The sequence below is a fragment of the Sphingobium sp. genome (assembly GCA_023266575.1).
In the GTDB taxonomy this organism is placed as follows: Bacteria; Pseudomonadota; Alphaproteobacteria; order Sphingomonadales; family Sphingomonadaceae; genus Sphingobium.
The window spans coordinates 324,603-340,387 of sequence record JAHFPV010000002.1; the positions used below are offsets into that span (position 1 = coordinate 324,603).

12 protein-coding genes are annotated in these 15,785 nt (G+C 63.8%); 4 read left to right on the plus strand and 8 right to left on the minus strand.

The features are described from left to right. Positions 1-153: 153 nt before the first annotated feature. On the minus strand, positions 154-2,499 hold the full coding sequence (locus Q0D44_RS03990) for a caspase family protein (RefSeq protein ID WP_294132711.1): 2,346 nt from the start codon (positions 2,497-2,499) through the stop codon (positions 154-156). A gap of 452 nt (positions 2,500-2,951) precedes the next feature. On the opposite strand from Q0D44_RS03990, the gene Q0D44_RS03995 reads away from it, so the two are divergent. Further along, a complete protein-coding gene (locus tag Q0D44_RS03995; protein WP_294132714.1) occupies positions 2,952-4,016 on the plus strand; it encodes an autotransporter outer membrane beta-barrel domain-containing protein in 1,065 nt (354 codons plus the stop codon). 179 nt (positions 4,017-4,195) lie between these two features. On the opposite strand, the gene Q0D44_RS04000 is transcribed toward Q0D44_RS03995, so the two are convergent. The 5 genes from Q0D44_RS04000 to Q0D44_RS04020 form a co-directional block, all read right to left on the minus strand. Next, the gene (locus tag Q0D44_RS04000; protein WP_294132721.1) at positions 4,196-4,483 is read right to left on the minus strand and encodes a HigA family addiction module antitoxin; all 288 of its coding nucleotides are present in this window, start codon (positions 4,481-4,483) and stop codon (positions 4,196-4,198) included. A 295-nt stretch (positions 4,484-4,778) separates the two neighbouring features. After that, entirely contained in the window at positions 4,779-6,398 is a 1,620-nt protein-coding gene (locus Q0D44_RS04005; protein ID WP_294132724.1) for an NAD(P)/FAD-dependent oxidoreductase, read from the minus strand. 157 nt (positions 6,399-6,555) lie between these two features. Then, entirely contained in the window at positions 6,556-7,824 is a 1,269-nt protein-coding gene (locus Q0D44_RS04010; RefSeq protein WP_294132726.1) for a PepSY domain-containing protein, read from the minus strand. Between the two features lie 16 nt (positions 7,825-7,840). Next, positions 7,841-9,880: a TonB-dependent receptor gene (locus tag Q0D44_RS04015; protein ID WP_294132728.1), complete on the minus strand. Its 2,040-nt coding sequence runs from the start codon at positions 9,878-9,880 to the stop codon at positions 7,841-7,843. A gap of 62 nt (positions 9,881-9,942) precedes the next feature. Continuing rightward, a complete protein-coding gene (locus Q0D44_RS04020; RefSeq protein WP_294132731.1) occupies positions 9,943-10,353 on the minus strand; it encodes a DUF2946 family protein in 411 nt (136 codons plus the stop codon). Positions 10,354-10,465: 112 nt separating this feature from the next. Here Q0D44_RS04020 and Q0D44_RS04025 point away from each other — a divergent pair, with 112 nt between their 5' ends. Next, on the plus strand, positions 10,466-10,876 hold the full coding sequence (locus tag Q0D44_RS04025; RefSeq protein ID WP_294132734.1) for a MerR family DNA-binding transcriptional regulator: 411 nt from the start codon (positions 10,466-10,468) through the stop codon (positions 10,874-10,876). 38 nt (positions 10,877-10,914) lie between these two features. Continuing rightward, the gene (locus tag Q0D44_RS04030; RefSeq protein WP_294132736.1) at positions 10,915-12,717 is read left to right on the plus strand and encodes an acyl-CoA dehydrogenase C-terminal domain-containing protein; all 1,803 of its coding nucleotides are present in this window, start codon (positions 10,915-10,917) and stop codon (positions 12,715-12,717) included. Between the two features lie 75 nt (positions 12,718-12,792). On the opposite strand, the gene Q0D44_RS04035 is transcribed toward Q0D44_RS04030, so the two are convergent. After that, on the minus strand, positions 12,793-13,083 hold the full coding sequence (locus Q0D44_RS04035) for a hypothetical protein (protein ID WP_119745676.1): 291 nt from the start codon (positions 13,081-13,083) through the stop codon (positions 12,793-12,795). Positions 13,084-13,229: 146 nt separating this feature from the next. Between Q0D44_RS04035 and Q0D44_RS04040 the strand changes: the two genes are divergently transcribed. Next, complete coding sequence (locus Q0D44_RS04040) at positions 13,230-14,528, plus strand: amino acid permease (RefSeq protein ID WP_294132742.1); 1,299 nt, start codon at positions 13,230-13,232, stop codon at positions 14,526-14,528. Between the two features lie 92 nt (positions 14,529-14,620). Here Q0D44_RS04040 and dnaJ read toward each other — a convergent pair whose 3' ends face one another. Continuing rightward, positions 14,621-15,757: a molecular chaperone DnaJ gene (gene dnaJ / locus Q0D44_RS04045; RefSeq protein ID WP_294132744.1), complete on the minus strand. Its 1,137-nt coding sequence runs from the start codon at positions 15,755-15,757 to the stop codon at positions 14,621-14,623. Between the last annotated feature and the right edge of the window lie 28 nt (positions 15,758-15,785).

Sequence of the window (15,785 nt, forward strand, 5' to 3'; positions counted from 1 at the left end):
CGTTCTTTGGGATCTTCCGGTGAGGGACCGGGCCAGCAAATTCGAAGATCCCACATAATTGGAAAGCTATCAGCACGGTGAACAGCTTACGCTTTGAGTCGTGCAGCGAAGTGGACTGTATCTGTGCGTGCTAGCGCGGCTCGGACATTCTGATTACGAAAGGGGATTAATCGGTAGCAGGATATAATCTCCGCCCTCATGGCCTGCGAGTTGTAGCGGGCCGTATTGAGGACGTTGGTCGAAATTCATCGACTGTGCGGCGAGCGTCACGGATTGTTGCAGCGCCTGCGCTAGATCCTGTCCCTGTAGTGGCCCCTTTGCGTCGAGCAGGATGCGGGCAAGTGCCTTGGCGAAGATCGAATGGGTGCCACCCCCACCGTCCAGCACTGGCAAGTCGGAGCCGGAGGTCAAAACATTGCGCGACTTCTGTTCGAGGATGGTCTTGAGATATGTGGCTCGGGCATCGTCCGACGCAGTGCTGGACAGGCGCACCAGGCCGCGCGTCAAAAGGCCCGAATAGCAGCTGTCGGAGATCAGCAGAACCTTGTGCACTTCCATGCTGGCAAGCATGTCGGTGACGTCCAGAGTGGAAATCCAGTTGGCGGGGTTGCTCTGCTCCGCGTCGACCGGCAGCCAGTAGCCGCGCTCGCGCCCGTCGATCACCTCCTTGTGGCCATGGCCGGCATAATAGACGAGCAAGTCGTCCTTCGCCGTCAAGATCTTGCGCAAGGCGTTGAGGGCGGAAAGCATCTGGTAACGGCTGGCGTCGTGCAGGATAGTGACCTGGAAACCATAGCGGTCGCGCAGAATGCGGCCAATCTCCTCCACATCGGCGGCGGGCGTCTTGAGACCGGGAAGCCCGGTGTAGCGTGCATTGCCAATCAGCAGCGCATGTTGCGGGCGCATGGCGAGCCGCAAAGCCGGGGGTGCCACGGGGGGAGGCGCGGTGAGTACCGGAGAGGGCTGTTCCCGGTGCATCTGGAAATCAAGCTGGCCGCGCCGGCCGCGCCGGTCGATCGCGACGATCTGGACGATCTGGACGATGGTCGTAGCCGCGCCCAGCGGCACATCAAGCTGGAACAGGCCGGTCGTGTCGACGCTCTGGCGCTGACCGTTGACGGTGAGCAGGCTGATCGGATCGCGGGTGCGGACGCGACCGAAGATGGCGCGCTTTGCCAGCGCAGCGTTTACCTGCACCAAAGCGACGCCGCGCGTCGCCATTAGCGTGGGTTCGATAAGCTCGATCACCGGGGCGTCGCCAGGCGGGAGCATTTCGGCGCGCAGGGCGGCGAGTTGCTTTTCGGATTCGGCAAGGCGGGCTTGCTGTGCCCTGAGAGCCGCCTGCTGCATTTCGATCTGTTGGCGGCTCGACAGAGCCTCTGCATTCAGTCGGTCGCGAGCGAGCGCGGCGGCGGCGAGCGCGGTTTCCAGTTGCTGCGCCTTTTGCGCCGAGACAATACGGTCCTGCCGAGCGGCATCGCGCGCGGCGGTGAGCGTTGCTACTGCCGCGCTGAGTTGCGCGGTCTGGCTGGCCAGAGCGGCCTGCGCGGCGGCGCGATCGGCATTGTCGGCCGATTGTAATCCAGCCTGTTTCGCCAATGCATGATCGACCTGCCCCTGCAACAGAGCGACACGCTGTTCGGCCGCCTGCGCACGGGCGGCGGACTGGCTCTCCTTCGCGCGCGCGTCCGCAAGGGCGGCGTCACGCTCCGCCGTGCGGACGGCGAGCGCCCGATCAGCGGCAGCGAGCCGCGCGGTCAGCTGTGCATGTGCGGTCGCCTGCCCCTTGTCGGAAGAGGCTGCCTGCGCGCGCGCATCGACGAGAGCCTGCTGGTCGGTCGCGCGGTCGCGGGTCAGCCGGTCGATCTCCGCCTGACGGTCACGCAGTTGCGCGGCCAGCGCATCGCGATCGGCGGTTATGGCGGCAATGCGGACGGCGCTGTCCGGCGCGATGCTGACCGGCAGCACGGCTGGCGAGAGATTGGCAGCTTGCAGCAACAGGCTGTCTGCCCGCGCCCTGTCCGCCGCGACGCCCAGCCCATCGGCCAGAAGATGCGCCAGATTGACCTTGGCCGGCGCGTAATTCTGCGCGACGGCGCGTTCATACCAGAACGCCGCCTGGCTATAGTCGGCGGCGCGGCCAAGGCCCTTTTCCAGGATTTCGCCGATATAGGTCTGCGCCTTCGGGTCTCCAGCCTGCGCCTGCGGCATCCAGACCTGGAAGGCGGTGCGATAGTCTGCACGATCGCTGGCGACATATTCGCCGCCCCTGATCTCGCAATCGGAAGCGGAAGTGCGCACCGGTCGGCGCTGGCCCAAATAGGTCATCATCCGCCCCATCTTGCGGACCTGCGCGGGGAGCAGACAATCGACGGTCAGAAAGACAGCGGGATCTGACGGCGGTTGCGCAACGAGACGCGCTGTTGGCAGGACTGGAGCGGCCAGCATCGCGATGGCCGGTGCCAGTGTCCCCATCCATCGCGTAAACAATGTCGCCACGAAGAAATTCCTCCAATCCCCTGTTGCGTGAATATCGCGAATGATGACAAAAAAGAATGATAAATGAAACTAAACCTAGCGTTATGTTGCGATATTCGACGTGTTCACTTAGTTTTCGGTGCGTTGTTGGAGACTTTCTTTTTGTCTTCAACGGATTAAGGGGAATCTCTATGGCTATGATGGATCGGCACATTGCGTCGTTGGCTTTGATCTGCGCGAGTTCGATCGGGTGGGTCGCGCCTGCCACGGCGCAATCGGGTGGCAATGAGCAGGCGACTCTCGCTTATGTCCAAGCCATCTGTCCTGAGATGCGGAAGATCCGACCTACCCTGACCGCTGGGCAAGAAGCGCTATTTCGACGTTGCAATTCCGTTCTCAACTCGACCCCTGCGGACAGGAAGTCCGCCCTGACCCAGATCACATCGGATGAAATTCTGTCGCAAGACGCTGCCGTGCGGGGCGCGTCGCAGATGCAGACCAGTGCCATTTCCGCGCGGTTGAGCGCGATGAGCCATTTTTCAACGCAATCGATGGGCACCGCTATGCTATGGTCGCCAACCCAGTTTGCTGCCAGCGACGCCATCCAGTCTGACGGGTCGGTCGATTATGGCATCGGTGGCACGCCACGCCTGCAGTTTTTTGGCAATGTCAGCTATAGCGGCGGCAACCGCGACGCCACCACGCTGGAAACCGGGTTCGACATGAATTTCACCTCGGCGGTGGCGGGGGCGGATTATCGGTTCAGCGACAAGTTCGTCGCCGGACTGGCGCTCGGCTATGGCCATACCAAACTGGATTTCGACAGCGACGGCGGGTCGATGCGTTCGCGCGCCTATACGGCGGCGGTTTATGCGATGATCCAGCCGGTAGAACGGTTTGAGGCGTCGCTGCTCGCCGCCTATAGCCGGGTGCGCTATCGCGGCGCGCGGACGATCGACTATGCGCTGCCGACCAGCGGCGTGCAGGCACCAGTCGATAGGGTTGAGGATTCGACGGCGACTTCACGCACCCATGCCAACCAGTCGGAAGTGTCGGTCAGCGTTTTCTACAATCTGGGCGAGGGCGCCTGGACGGTAGGACCAGTGGCGCAGCTGTCCTGGGCTAATCTGACAATCGACGGCTTTGCCGAGCAGGAGGCCAATGGTCTGGGCTATCGCTTCGCCGAGCAGAAATCCGACAGCCTGCAAATGGCCTTCGGGGTGGACGCATCAAAGGCGATCAGCACGAGTTGGGGAATATTGTCCCCATATGCCCGCGCCCGTGCCATTTTCGAGACGGCGGACAGGCAACGCACAACGCGGGTCTTTTACGTCAACGATCCCTTCGCCGGCAGCAGCGTCAGTCCGGGCGCGACGCTGACGACATCGCCCACCGACCGAACGCGCGTTTCGCTGGCGGGCGGCATTGCCGCGCAACTTCCTGGCGGTTTGGCGATGACATTGGAAGGTCAGACGCTGGTGGGTATGCGCGACGTGACGCAATATGGGATGATGGCTGGCATCCGTTTCGCTCTGTAAAGGGCCTGGTGTTAATCCGATACACGGTTAGCAGCCCATCATGCCGCCAACCGTCGCCTGCCCGCCGACCTAGCGGCAATTGTCAGGTTCGTGACAGAAAATAGCCAATCAAAGATTTCAGTCGATGAAGCTTTGCGTCAAAGCCCTCCACGCATATCCCGACGGATTATTGCATTGGATCAGGCTCGGCACTGCCAGATCGGCTTCATGCTCGCGCGCCTGCCCAATTCATAGCGGACCTGCATCCGCATGAGTGTCTCAGCCTTCACGCCGAAGGCATGTTCAAAGCGAATGGCCATGTCAGCGGACAGCGCCACCCGCCCGTTCAGAAGCGAGCTGATGGACTGCCGGCTGACGCCGAAGGCCTGGGCCAGATCGTTGATCGAAACACCGTGCGCCTCAACGATTTCGGTCTTAAGCCACTCCCCAGCGTGGATCGCGAACGAGGGATGAACCTTGATAGTCATCAGTGATAATCCTCCAAGTCCAGATCTTGGACGGCACCCTGTTCATTGATCGAGAAAGTCAGCCGCCAGCCCCTTGGGCTTGCCTGTTTCGACAAACCGCCGGAGCGCCTCGTGCCTAATGCTCTCGATCTCCATGTATGGAATGCGTCGCTTTACGTGCGGATGGTCGCTAGACGGGCCGAAGGAACGCGGACGCTGGGCCAGACAAGCGCTGCGCGCTGTTGCAACGCCCTCTGACTCCGTCAATCAAGGTTCGAACCCTTGTCAGGCATCCAAAATCTCCATCAGTCCCCGGTCAGATTTTCGTGGAGAGCGCCACTGCCTCCGCCACCTTGATACCGTCGATCGCGGCGGAGAGGATGCCGCCGGCATAGCCCGCCCCCTCGCCTGCCGGATAGAGACCGGCGACGTTGAGGCTCTGGAAATCCTTGCCGCGAGTGATGCGGATGGGGGAGGATGTGCGGGTTTCCACGCCGGTCATGACCGCGTCCGGGTGATCGTAATGGCTTATCTGGCGGCCGAAAGCGGGCAGTGCCTCGCGGATCGCGTCCACCACATAATCGGGCAGGCAAAGCGACAGGTCGGTGGGGGTGACGCCCGGCTTGTAGGAGGGGACGACCTCTCCCAATGCGGTGGAGGGGCGACCGGCCATGAAGTCGCCCACGGTCTGGCCCGGCGCGAAATAGGAGGCGCCGCCCGCGACAAAGGCCGCCGATTCCCAGCGGCGTTGCAATTCGATCCCCGCCAGCGGTCCGTCGGGATAGTCGCGGGCGGGGTCGATGCCGACGACCAACCCTGAATTGGCGTTGAATTCGGCGCGGCTATACTGGCTCATGCCGTTGGTGACGACGCGCCCTTCCTCCGACGTGGCGGCGACGACGCGGCCGCCGGGACACATGCAGAAGCTGTAGACGGTGCGGCCATTGGCGCAGTGATGGGCCAGGCTGTAGGAGGCGGCACCCAGATCCGGGTGGCCCGCGCATTGGCCATAGCGGGCGCGATCGACCCAGCTTTGGGGATGTTCGATCCGCACGCCGATGGAGAAAGGCTTGGCTTCGATATGGACACCGCGGGCGTGGAGCATCTCGAAGGTCGGGCGGGCGCTGTGGCCGACAGCGAGGACGACATGGTCGGCTTCGAGGAAGCTGCCGTCCTGCATATGGAGGCCGCGCAGCTTCTGGGTGCCATCGCCTGCTGGTTCCAGCGCGAGATCGTCAACGCGGGTCTGCCAGCGATATTCGCCGCCCAGTGCCTCGATCTGGCGGCGCATGGATTCGACCATAGTGACAAGGCGGAAAGTGCCGATATGGGGGTGGGCTTCCCATAATATGTCGTCGGGCGCGCCCGCCGCGACAAACTCCTCCAGCACCTTGCGGCCCAGAAAGCGGGGGTCCTTGACCCGGCAGTAGAGTTTGCCGTCGGAGAAGGTGCCTGCGCCGCCCTCGCCGAACTGGACGTTGGAGTCGGGGTTCAGCTCGGCGCGACGCCACAGGCCCCATGTGTCCTTGGTGCGTTCGCGCACTTGCCTGCCGCGATCGAGGATGATCGGGCGGAATCCCATTTGCGCCAGGATGAGGCCTGCGAACAGACCGCATGGTCCTGCGCCGATGACGACCGGACGCAGCGCCGGGCCGCCTTCAGGGGCATGGGTGACGAACTTATAGCTGGTGTCGGGCGTGGGGCGCACATCCTTGTCACCGGCGAAGCGGGCGAGGATGGCGGGTTCGTCGGTGGCCGCGACGTCGAACGTATAGACCAGCTGGATCGCGCTGCGCCGACGCGCATCATTGCCGCGCCGGACGAGGCTGTGGGACAGAAGATCGGACGCCGCGATGCCCAGCCGGGCGCAGATGGCGGCGGGGATCGCCTCGACAGGGTGGTCGAGCGGGAGTTGCAGGCCGGAGAGACGGATCATGGTCGGCCTGTAGAGGATGTCGCGGGATAAGAAAACCGTCCGCCTTGGACAGACGCCTGCTCCCTCATTTAATCCGTTCGCCCTGAGCTTGTCGAAGGGCAGTCCTTTTCTTCCGAGAAGAAGGACGGGGCTTCGACAAGCTCAGCCCGAACGGGATTTAGGCCGTCCGGCGCTGGCCCATGATCCACTCGCCCAGCGACGCGGCGACCATGCTGAGGCCGGTCAGCGGGAAGAGCAGGCCGATCAGCAGCATCAGGCCTGCCACCATATGCCGTGCGGCGGGGGTGGCGGCGGGTGGCGCGGTGAGGCGTCCCTGTTGCCGTCGCTTCCACCACAAGACCGGCGCGGTCAGGCAGAGGAGCAGGAGGCAGAGGCAGCCCGCGAGCATGAGCAGCCGGTTGGCCTCTCCATATTGCTGGCCCTGATGGGTGGCGATGCCCCATTCGACCGCCTGCGCGCCGGGACCGAACATGCGCCAGTCCATATCCTGCACCACTGCGCCGGATGCGGCGTCGATGGTGATGGCGCGGGCGTCCTGCGCCTGTGTGACGATGGACGCAGCCAGATAGGGCGCGCCGGGGGTGGCGGGGCGGATCAGCTGGACGCCGCCCATGCCGCGCGTAGTGGCGATGCGCAGCGCTTCGTCGACGCCGATGTCGCCTGCCCTGCCAGCCGCCGCGCCGCCTTCGCGCAGCGTCCAGGGCAGCGCGTCCCTGGCGGGCGCGCTCCAGGGGATCACCGCCATTTTGGGTCGCCCCCAATCATTGGCGGCAACGACGGCGCGCAGACCGCCGCCCCAGACCTGCGTCCAGGGCATCCCGGTGACGGCCAGGAACAGGATGACGCCAGCGGACAGGAAACCCAGCGTGCCATGCAGGTCGCGCCAGAAGAGGCGGCCCGATGCCCGGCCGCGAATCGCCAGCGCAGGCTGGCCGCGCCGGGGCCAGCGCAGATAGAGGCCGGTTATGCAGAGCAGAATCGCCCAGCCCGCGACCACCTCCACCAAGCGGTTGCCGACCGGGCCGGTGAGCGCGAGGCTGTGCAGATCCTTGATGACCTTCATGACGCCGCCGCCGCGCATCTGACCCAATATCCGGCCATTGCGGGGATCGACGAAATGCACGGTAGGCGGGCCAGCGTCCGCCTTCGTCATCACCCGCCAGCTTTCGGTGGTGGTCAGGGGACGGGCGATCTGGGTCACCTGCGCGCCCGTTGCCTGCTCCACCGTCGCGATCAGGCGTGATGGCGGGAGAGACGAGGCCGATGGCGCGCCCGACATATGCACCGGATAGAGAATCGCTTCTATCTCCGGCTTGTAGAGATAGAGCGCGCCCGTCACCGCCATGAGTGCCAAGACCGGCAGGACGATGAGGCCGGCATAGAAATGCCAGCGCCACATCGCCCGGTAGAAGCCCGTTTCATTCATCGTCCTGCCCCCCGGTTCAGAAGCGCGCGCGCACGCCGCCATAGATGGCGCGGCGTTCGAGCGGATAGAAGGCGACGCTGCCTTCGTCTGCCGCTGTTGCCGCAACGTCAGGCGTGTAGCGGACCAGAGCGCTAATGTCGCCAATGGCACGCTTCTGCGTCAGGTTGCGCGCATCGAGGAACAGGGTGATGCCATCGCGCACCTGCGCCTGTGCGCCCAGATTGAGCAGGGCATAGTTGCCGACCCGCTTGCTGTTGACATAGTCGACCCACGCACCCTGCGGCAGCCATTCGACCGAGGGCGAGATGCTGAGCCTGTCAGTCCCCAGTTTGAGTTCGGCGCGGTAGAAATGGCGCGGCACCACCGGCAGGCGATTGTCGCCATAAATGGCGTCGTTGCGGAAGCGAAAATCGCTATATTGATAGACTTGCCGCAAGGACGCCCAAGGGGTGAAAGCGAGTTCCAGACCGGCTTCGACGCCCTGATGGCGGGTCTTGTCCGCGTTGAAGGTCGCGGCGGGGATGACACCTGCGATCACGCTATATTGCAGCATCTCGCCCTTGATATCGGCGCGGTACAGGCTGACGTCCCATGATGCGATGCCGATGCGGCCACGGGTACCGATTTCGGCGGTCCATGCTTTTTGCGGGCGGACCGGGGTGAAGCCCGGCGCACCGCCAGCGGGCGTCTGGCTGAGTTCGCTATAGCCGGGCAATTCGACCGAACGGTTATAATTGGCGTAGAATTGCAGCGCGTCATCGGGTTGGTAGAGCAGGCCGATCTTGGGCGAGAAGGCGTCGAAGCTGGCGTCGCCGCTCCGCTGCGGAGCAAAGCGGTTGTCGATCCGCCGTTCGCCATGGGTGTAGAGGCCACCCGCAATCAGCCACAGGCCCGGCGTGGGTGCGACACGTACTTCGCCATAGCTGTTGATCGTCTGGGCGCGCTGCTGGACATTGGCGGTGGGCGCGCCGCGCTTGCCCGACAGGTTGACGAACTGCCGCGCTGTGACCTTGCCGAAACGCGCCTGCGAGCCAAGCGTCAGCTCAACCGGCAGGCCGCCCAGGTCGCCCGCCAGATCGAGGCTGGCGAAAGCGCCGCGATCTTCCGATTTCTGGTCGATCACCTGAAAGATGGGATGGTAGAGATCCTTGGCATTCAGGAACAGGCCGAACGCCAGTTGGCCGCCGCCAAGCTGGATGGTTGTGCGGTTTTGCAGGCGGATCGAATCGATGTCGCGCGCCTGATCGCCAACGAAATTGCCCTTGGTCGGATCAGTCAGCACCGATTTTTCGCTGAGCGAACCGGACAATTTCTGACGAATGGTCTGGGCGCTGGCATAGAAGCGGGTTTCGATTGTCTCGCTGATCTTCACGCCGACATTGCCGTTGAAGCGATAGGATTTCCGCTTGCCATGGTCGCGGTCGCCATCCGAGCGGTCGCTGGTGATCGCGGCAAAGGCATCGCCGGTTTCGTCAGCATAGCCATAGGCGGCCTTGGTGCGGATGGTGTCGAAGCTGCCCCCATCGACGCGCAGTTCGACGCCGGGCGCACTGCGTCCGGTCGGGGTGACGGCATTGATCGCGCCGCCCAGCGTCGATCCGCCAAAGCGCAGCGCATTGCCGCCGCGATAGACTTCGAGATGCTGAAAGACTTGCGGGTCAAATTCCTGAAAGTCGCCATTATCGTCGGCCAGATTGAGCGGGATGCCGTCCTGCAACAGCGTCAGGCCACGCATGTGGAAGCCGCGCGACAGGCCGGACCCACGGATCGAGATGCGGACCTCCTGCCCGAAGCGCGGCTGGGTATAGACGCCGGGGGAGAAGGTGAGCGCGTCGCGCAGGGAGACGGCGAGTTTGTCCTCGAAATCCTGCGCGCCAACGACGTCGACCGCGCCGGGCGTGCGCTGAACGCGGGCGGCGGCTTCCTCGGCAATCACGCTGGCGGTGACGATGATGCGGCTCTGGTCGGCGGCTTCGTCTGCCATGGCAGGGGCGGTGGACAGGGCGCAAGCGAGAACGCACAGCGAAATGCTGCGCGCGGCATGGATGGAACGCATGAGATGTAACCTTACTGAAAATACGGGCAGAAACGCGCATGTCCGCGTCAGACAGACAGATTTCAGTAAGCGGAGGGCGGCCCTGAAGAGGGCGGCGGGGGCGCGGCGAGGCGAGCGATGACGCCTGTCTTGAGTGCGAAGGCGATTGGACCATAGGCCAGTTGCCAGGCGGGCAGCGGCAGGTCGGCCAATATCAACGGCGGCACGGCGGGCTGGAGCGAGGCAGCGAAGGCGCAGGGCATAGAGCCGGTCGTGCCATCGTCGCGGGCATGGTCGCCCTTGCCTGGTGCGGCGTCGCGATCGACCAGGATGTTGATGGCGCCCTGCCCGGTGCAGAGGGTCACGATGACGCCCCGATCCGTGCGGATCGGCATGAAGCCCGACGGCACCAGCAATTGCACGGCAAACACAAGCAGAGCTAATGCGGCAAGCAGGCCGCGCGCGGTGCTGGAATGTCTGATGGCCCCCGTCATAACCCGGTCGCCCTAGCGGCAAGCGTCCGGCCTGTCACCAGGACATTTGGTCCATGTCGAGCTGCCCTCACTCACCTTGACGTAAACGTAAAGCTGCATTACATCACCTGCCATGGATACGCGCAGCAGCATCGCCGGCATCGAGCTACCCGATCATCGGGACCAGCAGAGCTATAGTATTTCCGACCTTTCCGAGGAGTTCGGCGTCACTGCCCGCGCCCTGCGATTCTATGAGGATGAAGGGTTGATCGCGCCGGAACGGCAGGGTCTGGCCCGCATCTATTCGCGGCGCGACCGCGCGCGGCTGGCGTGGATTTTGCGCGGCAAGCGGGTCGGTTTCAGCCTGACCGAGATTCGCGAGATGATCGACCTCTATGATGCCGACGAGGAACATGAGGAGCAGCGCCGCGTCACCATCGCCAAATGTCAGGCGCGGATCGAGCTGCTGACCCGGCAGAAGGACGATATCGACGCAGCCATTGCCGAACTGGCGAGTTTCGTCGCTGCCATCGCCAAAGACTGACCCCCTCCCCCCGATAACAAAAACGCCCGGAGACGATCATGCCCAGTTATACGCCCCCCGTCCGCGACACCCGTTTCGTGCTTGAGCATGTTGTTGGGCTGGACCGCTATGCCAACCTGCCCGGCTTTGAAAATGCGACCCCCGATCTGGTCGAGGCGATCCTGACCGAAGGCGGCAAGATCGCGTCGGAAGTGCTGTTTCCCCTGAACGCCGTAGGCGACAAGGAAGGCTGCACCCGCCATCCCGATGGCCGCGTGACCACGCCGACGGGGTTCAAGGATGCGTTCGACCAGTTTGTCGCGGGCGGCTGGACCACGCTGCATTCGCCGACCGAATTTGGCGGTCAGGGACTGCCGACCGTGGTGGCGACGGCGGTCGACGAATATATATTGTCGGCCAATCAGGCGTTTGAAATGTATCATGGGCTGACCGCAGGCGCGGTCGCGGCGCTGATCGCCAAGGGCAGCGACGCGCTGCAACAGCGCTATATTCCCAAGATGGTATCGGGCGAATGGACCGGCACGATGAACCTGACCGAGCCGCATTGCGGCACCGATCTGGGCCTCATCAAGACCAAGGCCGTACCCAATGCCGATGGCAGCTTTGCGATCACCGGCACCAAGATCTTCATTTCGGCGGGCGAACATGACCTGTCGGAGAATATCATCCATCTGGTGCTGGCCAAGACGCCGGGCGCGCCCGACAGCAGCAAGGGGATTTCGCTGTTCGTCGTCCCCAAGATCATGGTGCATGATGACGGGTCGCTGGGTGAGCGCAATGCGGTGTCCTGCGGCTCGATCGAGCATAAGATGGGTATCCATGGCAACGCCACCTGCGTCATGAATTATGACGGGGCGACCGGATGGATGGTCGGCGAGGAGAATAAGGGGCTGGCCGCGATGTTCATCATGATGAACGCGGCGCGGCTGGGCGTGGGCCTGCAAGGTCTAGGGCAAGCCGAGATCGCGTTGCAGAATGCCGTCCATTATGCCCGCGACCGGCGGCAGGGCCGCGCTTTGACCGGGCCGAAGGAGCCGGAGGAGAAGGCCGATACGCTGTTCGTTCATCCCGACGTGCGCCGGATGCTGATGGAGGGCAAGGCGATCACCGAAGGGCTGCGCGCGCTGATCCTGTGGGGGGCGTTGCAGGTCGACCTGTCGCATTATGCCGCCACGGAAGAAGAGCGCAGACAAGCCGACGACCTCATTGGCCTGCTGATCCCGGTGATCAAGGGCTATGGCACCGACAAGGGTTTCGACGTTGCCGTGTCCAGCCAGCAGGTGTTTGGCGGCCATGGCTATATCTGGGAAAATGGCGTGGAACAGTATGTCCGCGACGCGCGCATCGCCCAGATTTACGAAGGCACCAACGGGGTGCAGGCGATGGATCTGGTCGGCCGCAAGCTGGCGATGAACGGTGGCCGGGCGTTGCAGGCGTTCCTGAAGATCATCGCGACCGAAGTGGCTGATGCCAAGGCCGAGCCGAAGCTGGCGGCGCTGGCCGAAGCGCTGGAGAAGGCGACCGGCCAATTGCAGGCAGCGACCATGTGGCTGATGCAGAATGCGATGAAAAACCCCGATAATGCGGGGGCTGGCGCGCATCATTATATGCACATTCTTGGTATCGTTGCGACCGGGCTGATGTGGCTGCGCATGGCCAAGGCCGCGACCGGGCTGCTGGCGGCGGGCGAAGGGGACGCGAAGTTTCTGGAAGCCAAGCTGGTGACGGCGCGCTTCTTTGCCGAACGGATCATGCCCGACGCGGGATCGCTGCGCCGCAAGATAGAGGGCGGTGCCGACGCGCTGATGGCGCTGGACCCGGACATGTTCCTGGCGGCATAATCCGCCTGCACGCCCAATAAAAAAGGCTCCCCTGCCGGTGCGGGGGAGCCTTTTTCCTTTCTGCGAGAGAGGGGCTTATTCCTCGCCATTATCCTTGACGCCCACGGTGGGGACTTCAACGGTCGTCTTCTTGGTGCCGACAACGACTTCCTTGGAATCGACGTCAACCTTGGGCAGATCACCGCCCTTGACGCTGACTTCGGGCATGTCGCCGCCGGAGACGTCCGCTTTCCAGAAGCCGGTCGCGAACAGCAGGCCGACAATGGCCAGGATAGCGATCAGCACGATGCCGATCGTGCGCCCCGACCCTCTTTTTTCGACAATCACGCGGCGATCATCATATCCGTCGTTGCGAACGTCAACCATCAGTCCCTCCTAAGCTTCATTGTGGTCCAGAAACGGCCCGGCAATGTTTTTGGTTCCTGTTCGGCCCGACCATTTCCATTCTGGCTATCCCGTTCCGGCGGCGATAGCGTGGCGCGACGGCTGTGGAGGATGATGTGCAGGACGATGTGACCCTTCCCCCCGCAGCCACCAGCCCCACGCGCACACTGGGGTTAGCCGCCTGTATCGCGCTGGTGATGGGCAACATGATCGGGTCCGGCGTGTTCCTGCTACCCGCCGCGCTGGCGCCCTTTGGGTGGGATGCGGTGGCGGGGTGGGGGTTTACGATTGCGGGGTCGCTGGTGCTAGCTTTCGTCATTGCGCGGCTGACGGTGGCACTGCCGGGGACGAGTGCATCGCAGATGATTGCGCGGGCCTATGGGCCGCTTGCCGGGTTTGCGATTGGGTGGATTTACTGGCTGTCGATCATCATCACCAATGTCACGATTGCGGTGGCGGCGACCGCGAACCTGTCGAGCGTCCTGCCGCTGCTGACGCAGCCGGGCGTGGGGTCGCTCTGTTCGATCGGCTTTCTTTGGGCGATGACGGGGATCAATTTGATCGGCGCGCGGGCGGCGGGGATGACGCAGATCGTCACGACGCTGATCAAGCTGATCCCGATTGCGGTGGTGCTGGTGCTGCTGGTGGTGACGGTGGGGAGCGGCACGGCGCAGGTCGCACCTTTCCCGGCGGAGGGGCTGACGGGCGCGGGGATCACTGCGTCGGCGGCGCTGACTTTGTGGGCGCTGCTGGGGTTTGAATCGGCCAGCGTGGCGGCGGACAAGGTGCGTGATCCGGCGCGGACGATCCCGCGCGCGACGCTGATCGGCACGGCCGCGACGGGGCTGATCTATCTGCTGGTCTGTTCAGGCATCGCGCTGACCCTGCCAGCGGCGGAGACGCAGACCGGGTCGCCCTTTGGCGCTTTCGTCAGCCATTATTGGTCGCCCGGCCCGGCGCGCTTCATCGCTCTGTTCGTGGCGATCAGTTGCCTTGGGGCGCTGAATGGCTGGACATTGCTGATGGGCGAGGTGCCGCTGGCGATGGCGCGGGCGGGCGAATTGCCGCGCTGGCTGGCGGGGACCGATGCCAAGGGGACGCCGGTGCGCGGGCTGATATTGTCCACGGCGCTGGCCAGCCTGTTGCTGGTCGCCAATAGTTTGCAGGGGCTGGTGGCGCTGTTCACCGCGATGGCGCTGCTGGCGACGTCGGCGACCCTGTGGCTCTATGTCGGCTGCGCGCTGGCGAGTATGCGGTTTCGGGTGGTCGTGCCAGCTGCGATTGTCGGGCTGGGCTACGCGCTGTTGACGCTGTGGGGCGCGGGGATCGTGGCGAGCGGGTCCAGTGTGCTGCTGATGGCGGCTGGGTTGCCGTTTTATTGGTGGGCGCGGAATGGCGCGCCGCGTTCCAACAACCGTTCGGGCTGAGCGAAGTCGAAGCCTTCTACTGAGCGAAGCGAAGTGCCTTCACTGCGTTCAGGCGTGCCCTTCGACTTCGCTCAGGGCGAACGGATTCTAGATCAATCCCCCCACAAATCCTTGATCTTGCCAAAGAAGCCGGTCGAGGCCGGGCATTCTTCGCCGGTTTCGGTTTCGCGGAAGGCTTCGAGCAGTTCTTTCTGTTTCGCGGTCAGCCTGGTCGGGGTTTCGACGTCGATCTGGACAACAAGGTCGCCCTGCCCGCGTCCGTTGAGGACCGGCATACCCGCGCCGCGCTGACGGATCTGCTTGCCCGACTGGATGCCGACCGGGATCTTGATGGCGTGGCGCACACCGTCGAGACCGGGAACTTCGATCGTGCCGCCGAGCGCCGCCGTCGTGAAGCTGACCGGGCAGCGACAGAACAACGTCGTGCCGTCCCGCTCGAACAGCGAATGGCGTTTGACGTGCAGGAAAATGTAGAGGTCGCCTGCTGGAGCGCCGCGCGCGCCAGCCTCGCCCTCGCCCGACAGGCGGATGCGGGTGCCGTCGTCGACGCCCGCGGGGATGTTGACCGACAGCGTCTTTGGCTTGTCCACCCGCCCTTCGCCCCGGCACGAGCGGCAGGGGCTTTCGATCACCTTGCCCGCGCCGTGGCAGGACGGGCAGGTGCGTTCGACCACGAAAAAGCCCTGCTGCGCGCGGACCTGGCCATGGCCCTTGCAGGTATGGCAGGTCTTGGCGCCGGTGCCGGGCTGCGCGCCGGACCCTTCGCAACTGTCGCAGGCGGCAGATACCTCGATCTCAATCTCGGTCTGCTTGCCATGATAGGCTTCGTCGAGGGTGATTTCGAGGTCGTAGCGCAGGTCCGCGCCGCGCCGCTGCTGCTGGCGACCGCCGCCGCCAAAGCCGCCCCCCTGACCGAAAATCGTCTCGAATATATCGCCAAGGTCGGAAAAACCACCAGCGCCGCCGCCGTGGAAACCACCGCCGCCGCCCTGTTGCTGCTGCTTGAAGGCCGCATGACCAAAACGGTCATAGGCTGCGCGCTTCTGCGGGTCTTTCAGAACCTCATAGGCTTCAGACACAGCCTTGAACTTGGCTTCGCTGTCGGTGCATCCCCCGGTCTTGTCCGGGTGATATTTCATCGCCAGCTTGCGATAGGCGCTCTTGAGAACTGCGGCGTCGGCGGTGCGCTCGACTTCGAGCAGCTCATAATAGTCAATTTCGGTCGTCATTCGGACCCCCGCCCGCCTGTTCCGTCAC

Coding starts and splice junctions, on each gene's coding strand:
- Q0D44_RS04030 (WP_294132736.1), top strand. CDS start 10,915: ATGCCCAGTTATACGCCCCCCGTCCGCGACACCCGTTTCGTGCTTGAG.
- Q0D44_RS04015 (WP_294132728.1), bottom strand. CDS start 9,880: ATGCGTTCCATCCATGCCGCGCGCAGCATTTCGCTGTGCGTTCTCGCT.
- Q0D44_RS04000 (WP_294132721.1), bottom strand. CDS start 4,483: ATGACTATCAAGGTTCATCCCTCGTTCGCGATCCACGCTGGGGAGTGG.
- Q0D44_RS04025 (WP_294132734.1), top strand. CDS start 10,466: ATGGATACGCGCAGCAGCATCGCCGGCATCGAGCTACCCGATCATCGG.
- Q0D44_RS04010 (WP_294132726.1), bottom strand. CDS start 7,824: ATGAATGAAACGGGCTTCTACCGGGCGATGTGGCGCTGGCATTTCTAT.
- dnaJ (WP_294132744.1), bottom strand. CDS start 15,757: ATGACGACCGAAATTGACTATTATGAGCTGCTCGAAGTCGAGCGCACC.
- Q0D44_RS04020 (WP_294132731.1), bottom strand. CDS start 10,353: ATGACGGGGGCCATCAGACATTCCAGCACCGCGCGCGGCCTGCTTGCC.
- Q0D44_RS04035 (WP_119745676.1), bottom strand. CDS start 13,083: ATGGTTGACGTTCGCAACGACGGATATGATGATCGCCGCGTGATTGTC.
- Q0D44_RS04005 (WP_294132724.1), bottom strand. CDS start 6,398: ATGATCCGTCTCTCCGGCCTGCAACTCCCGCTCGACCACCCTGTCGAG.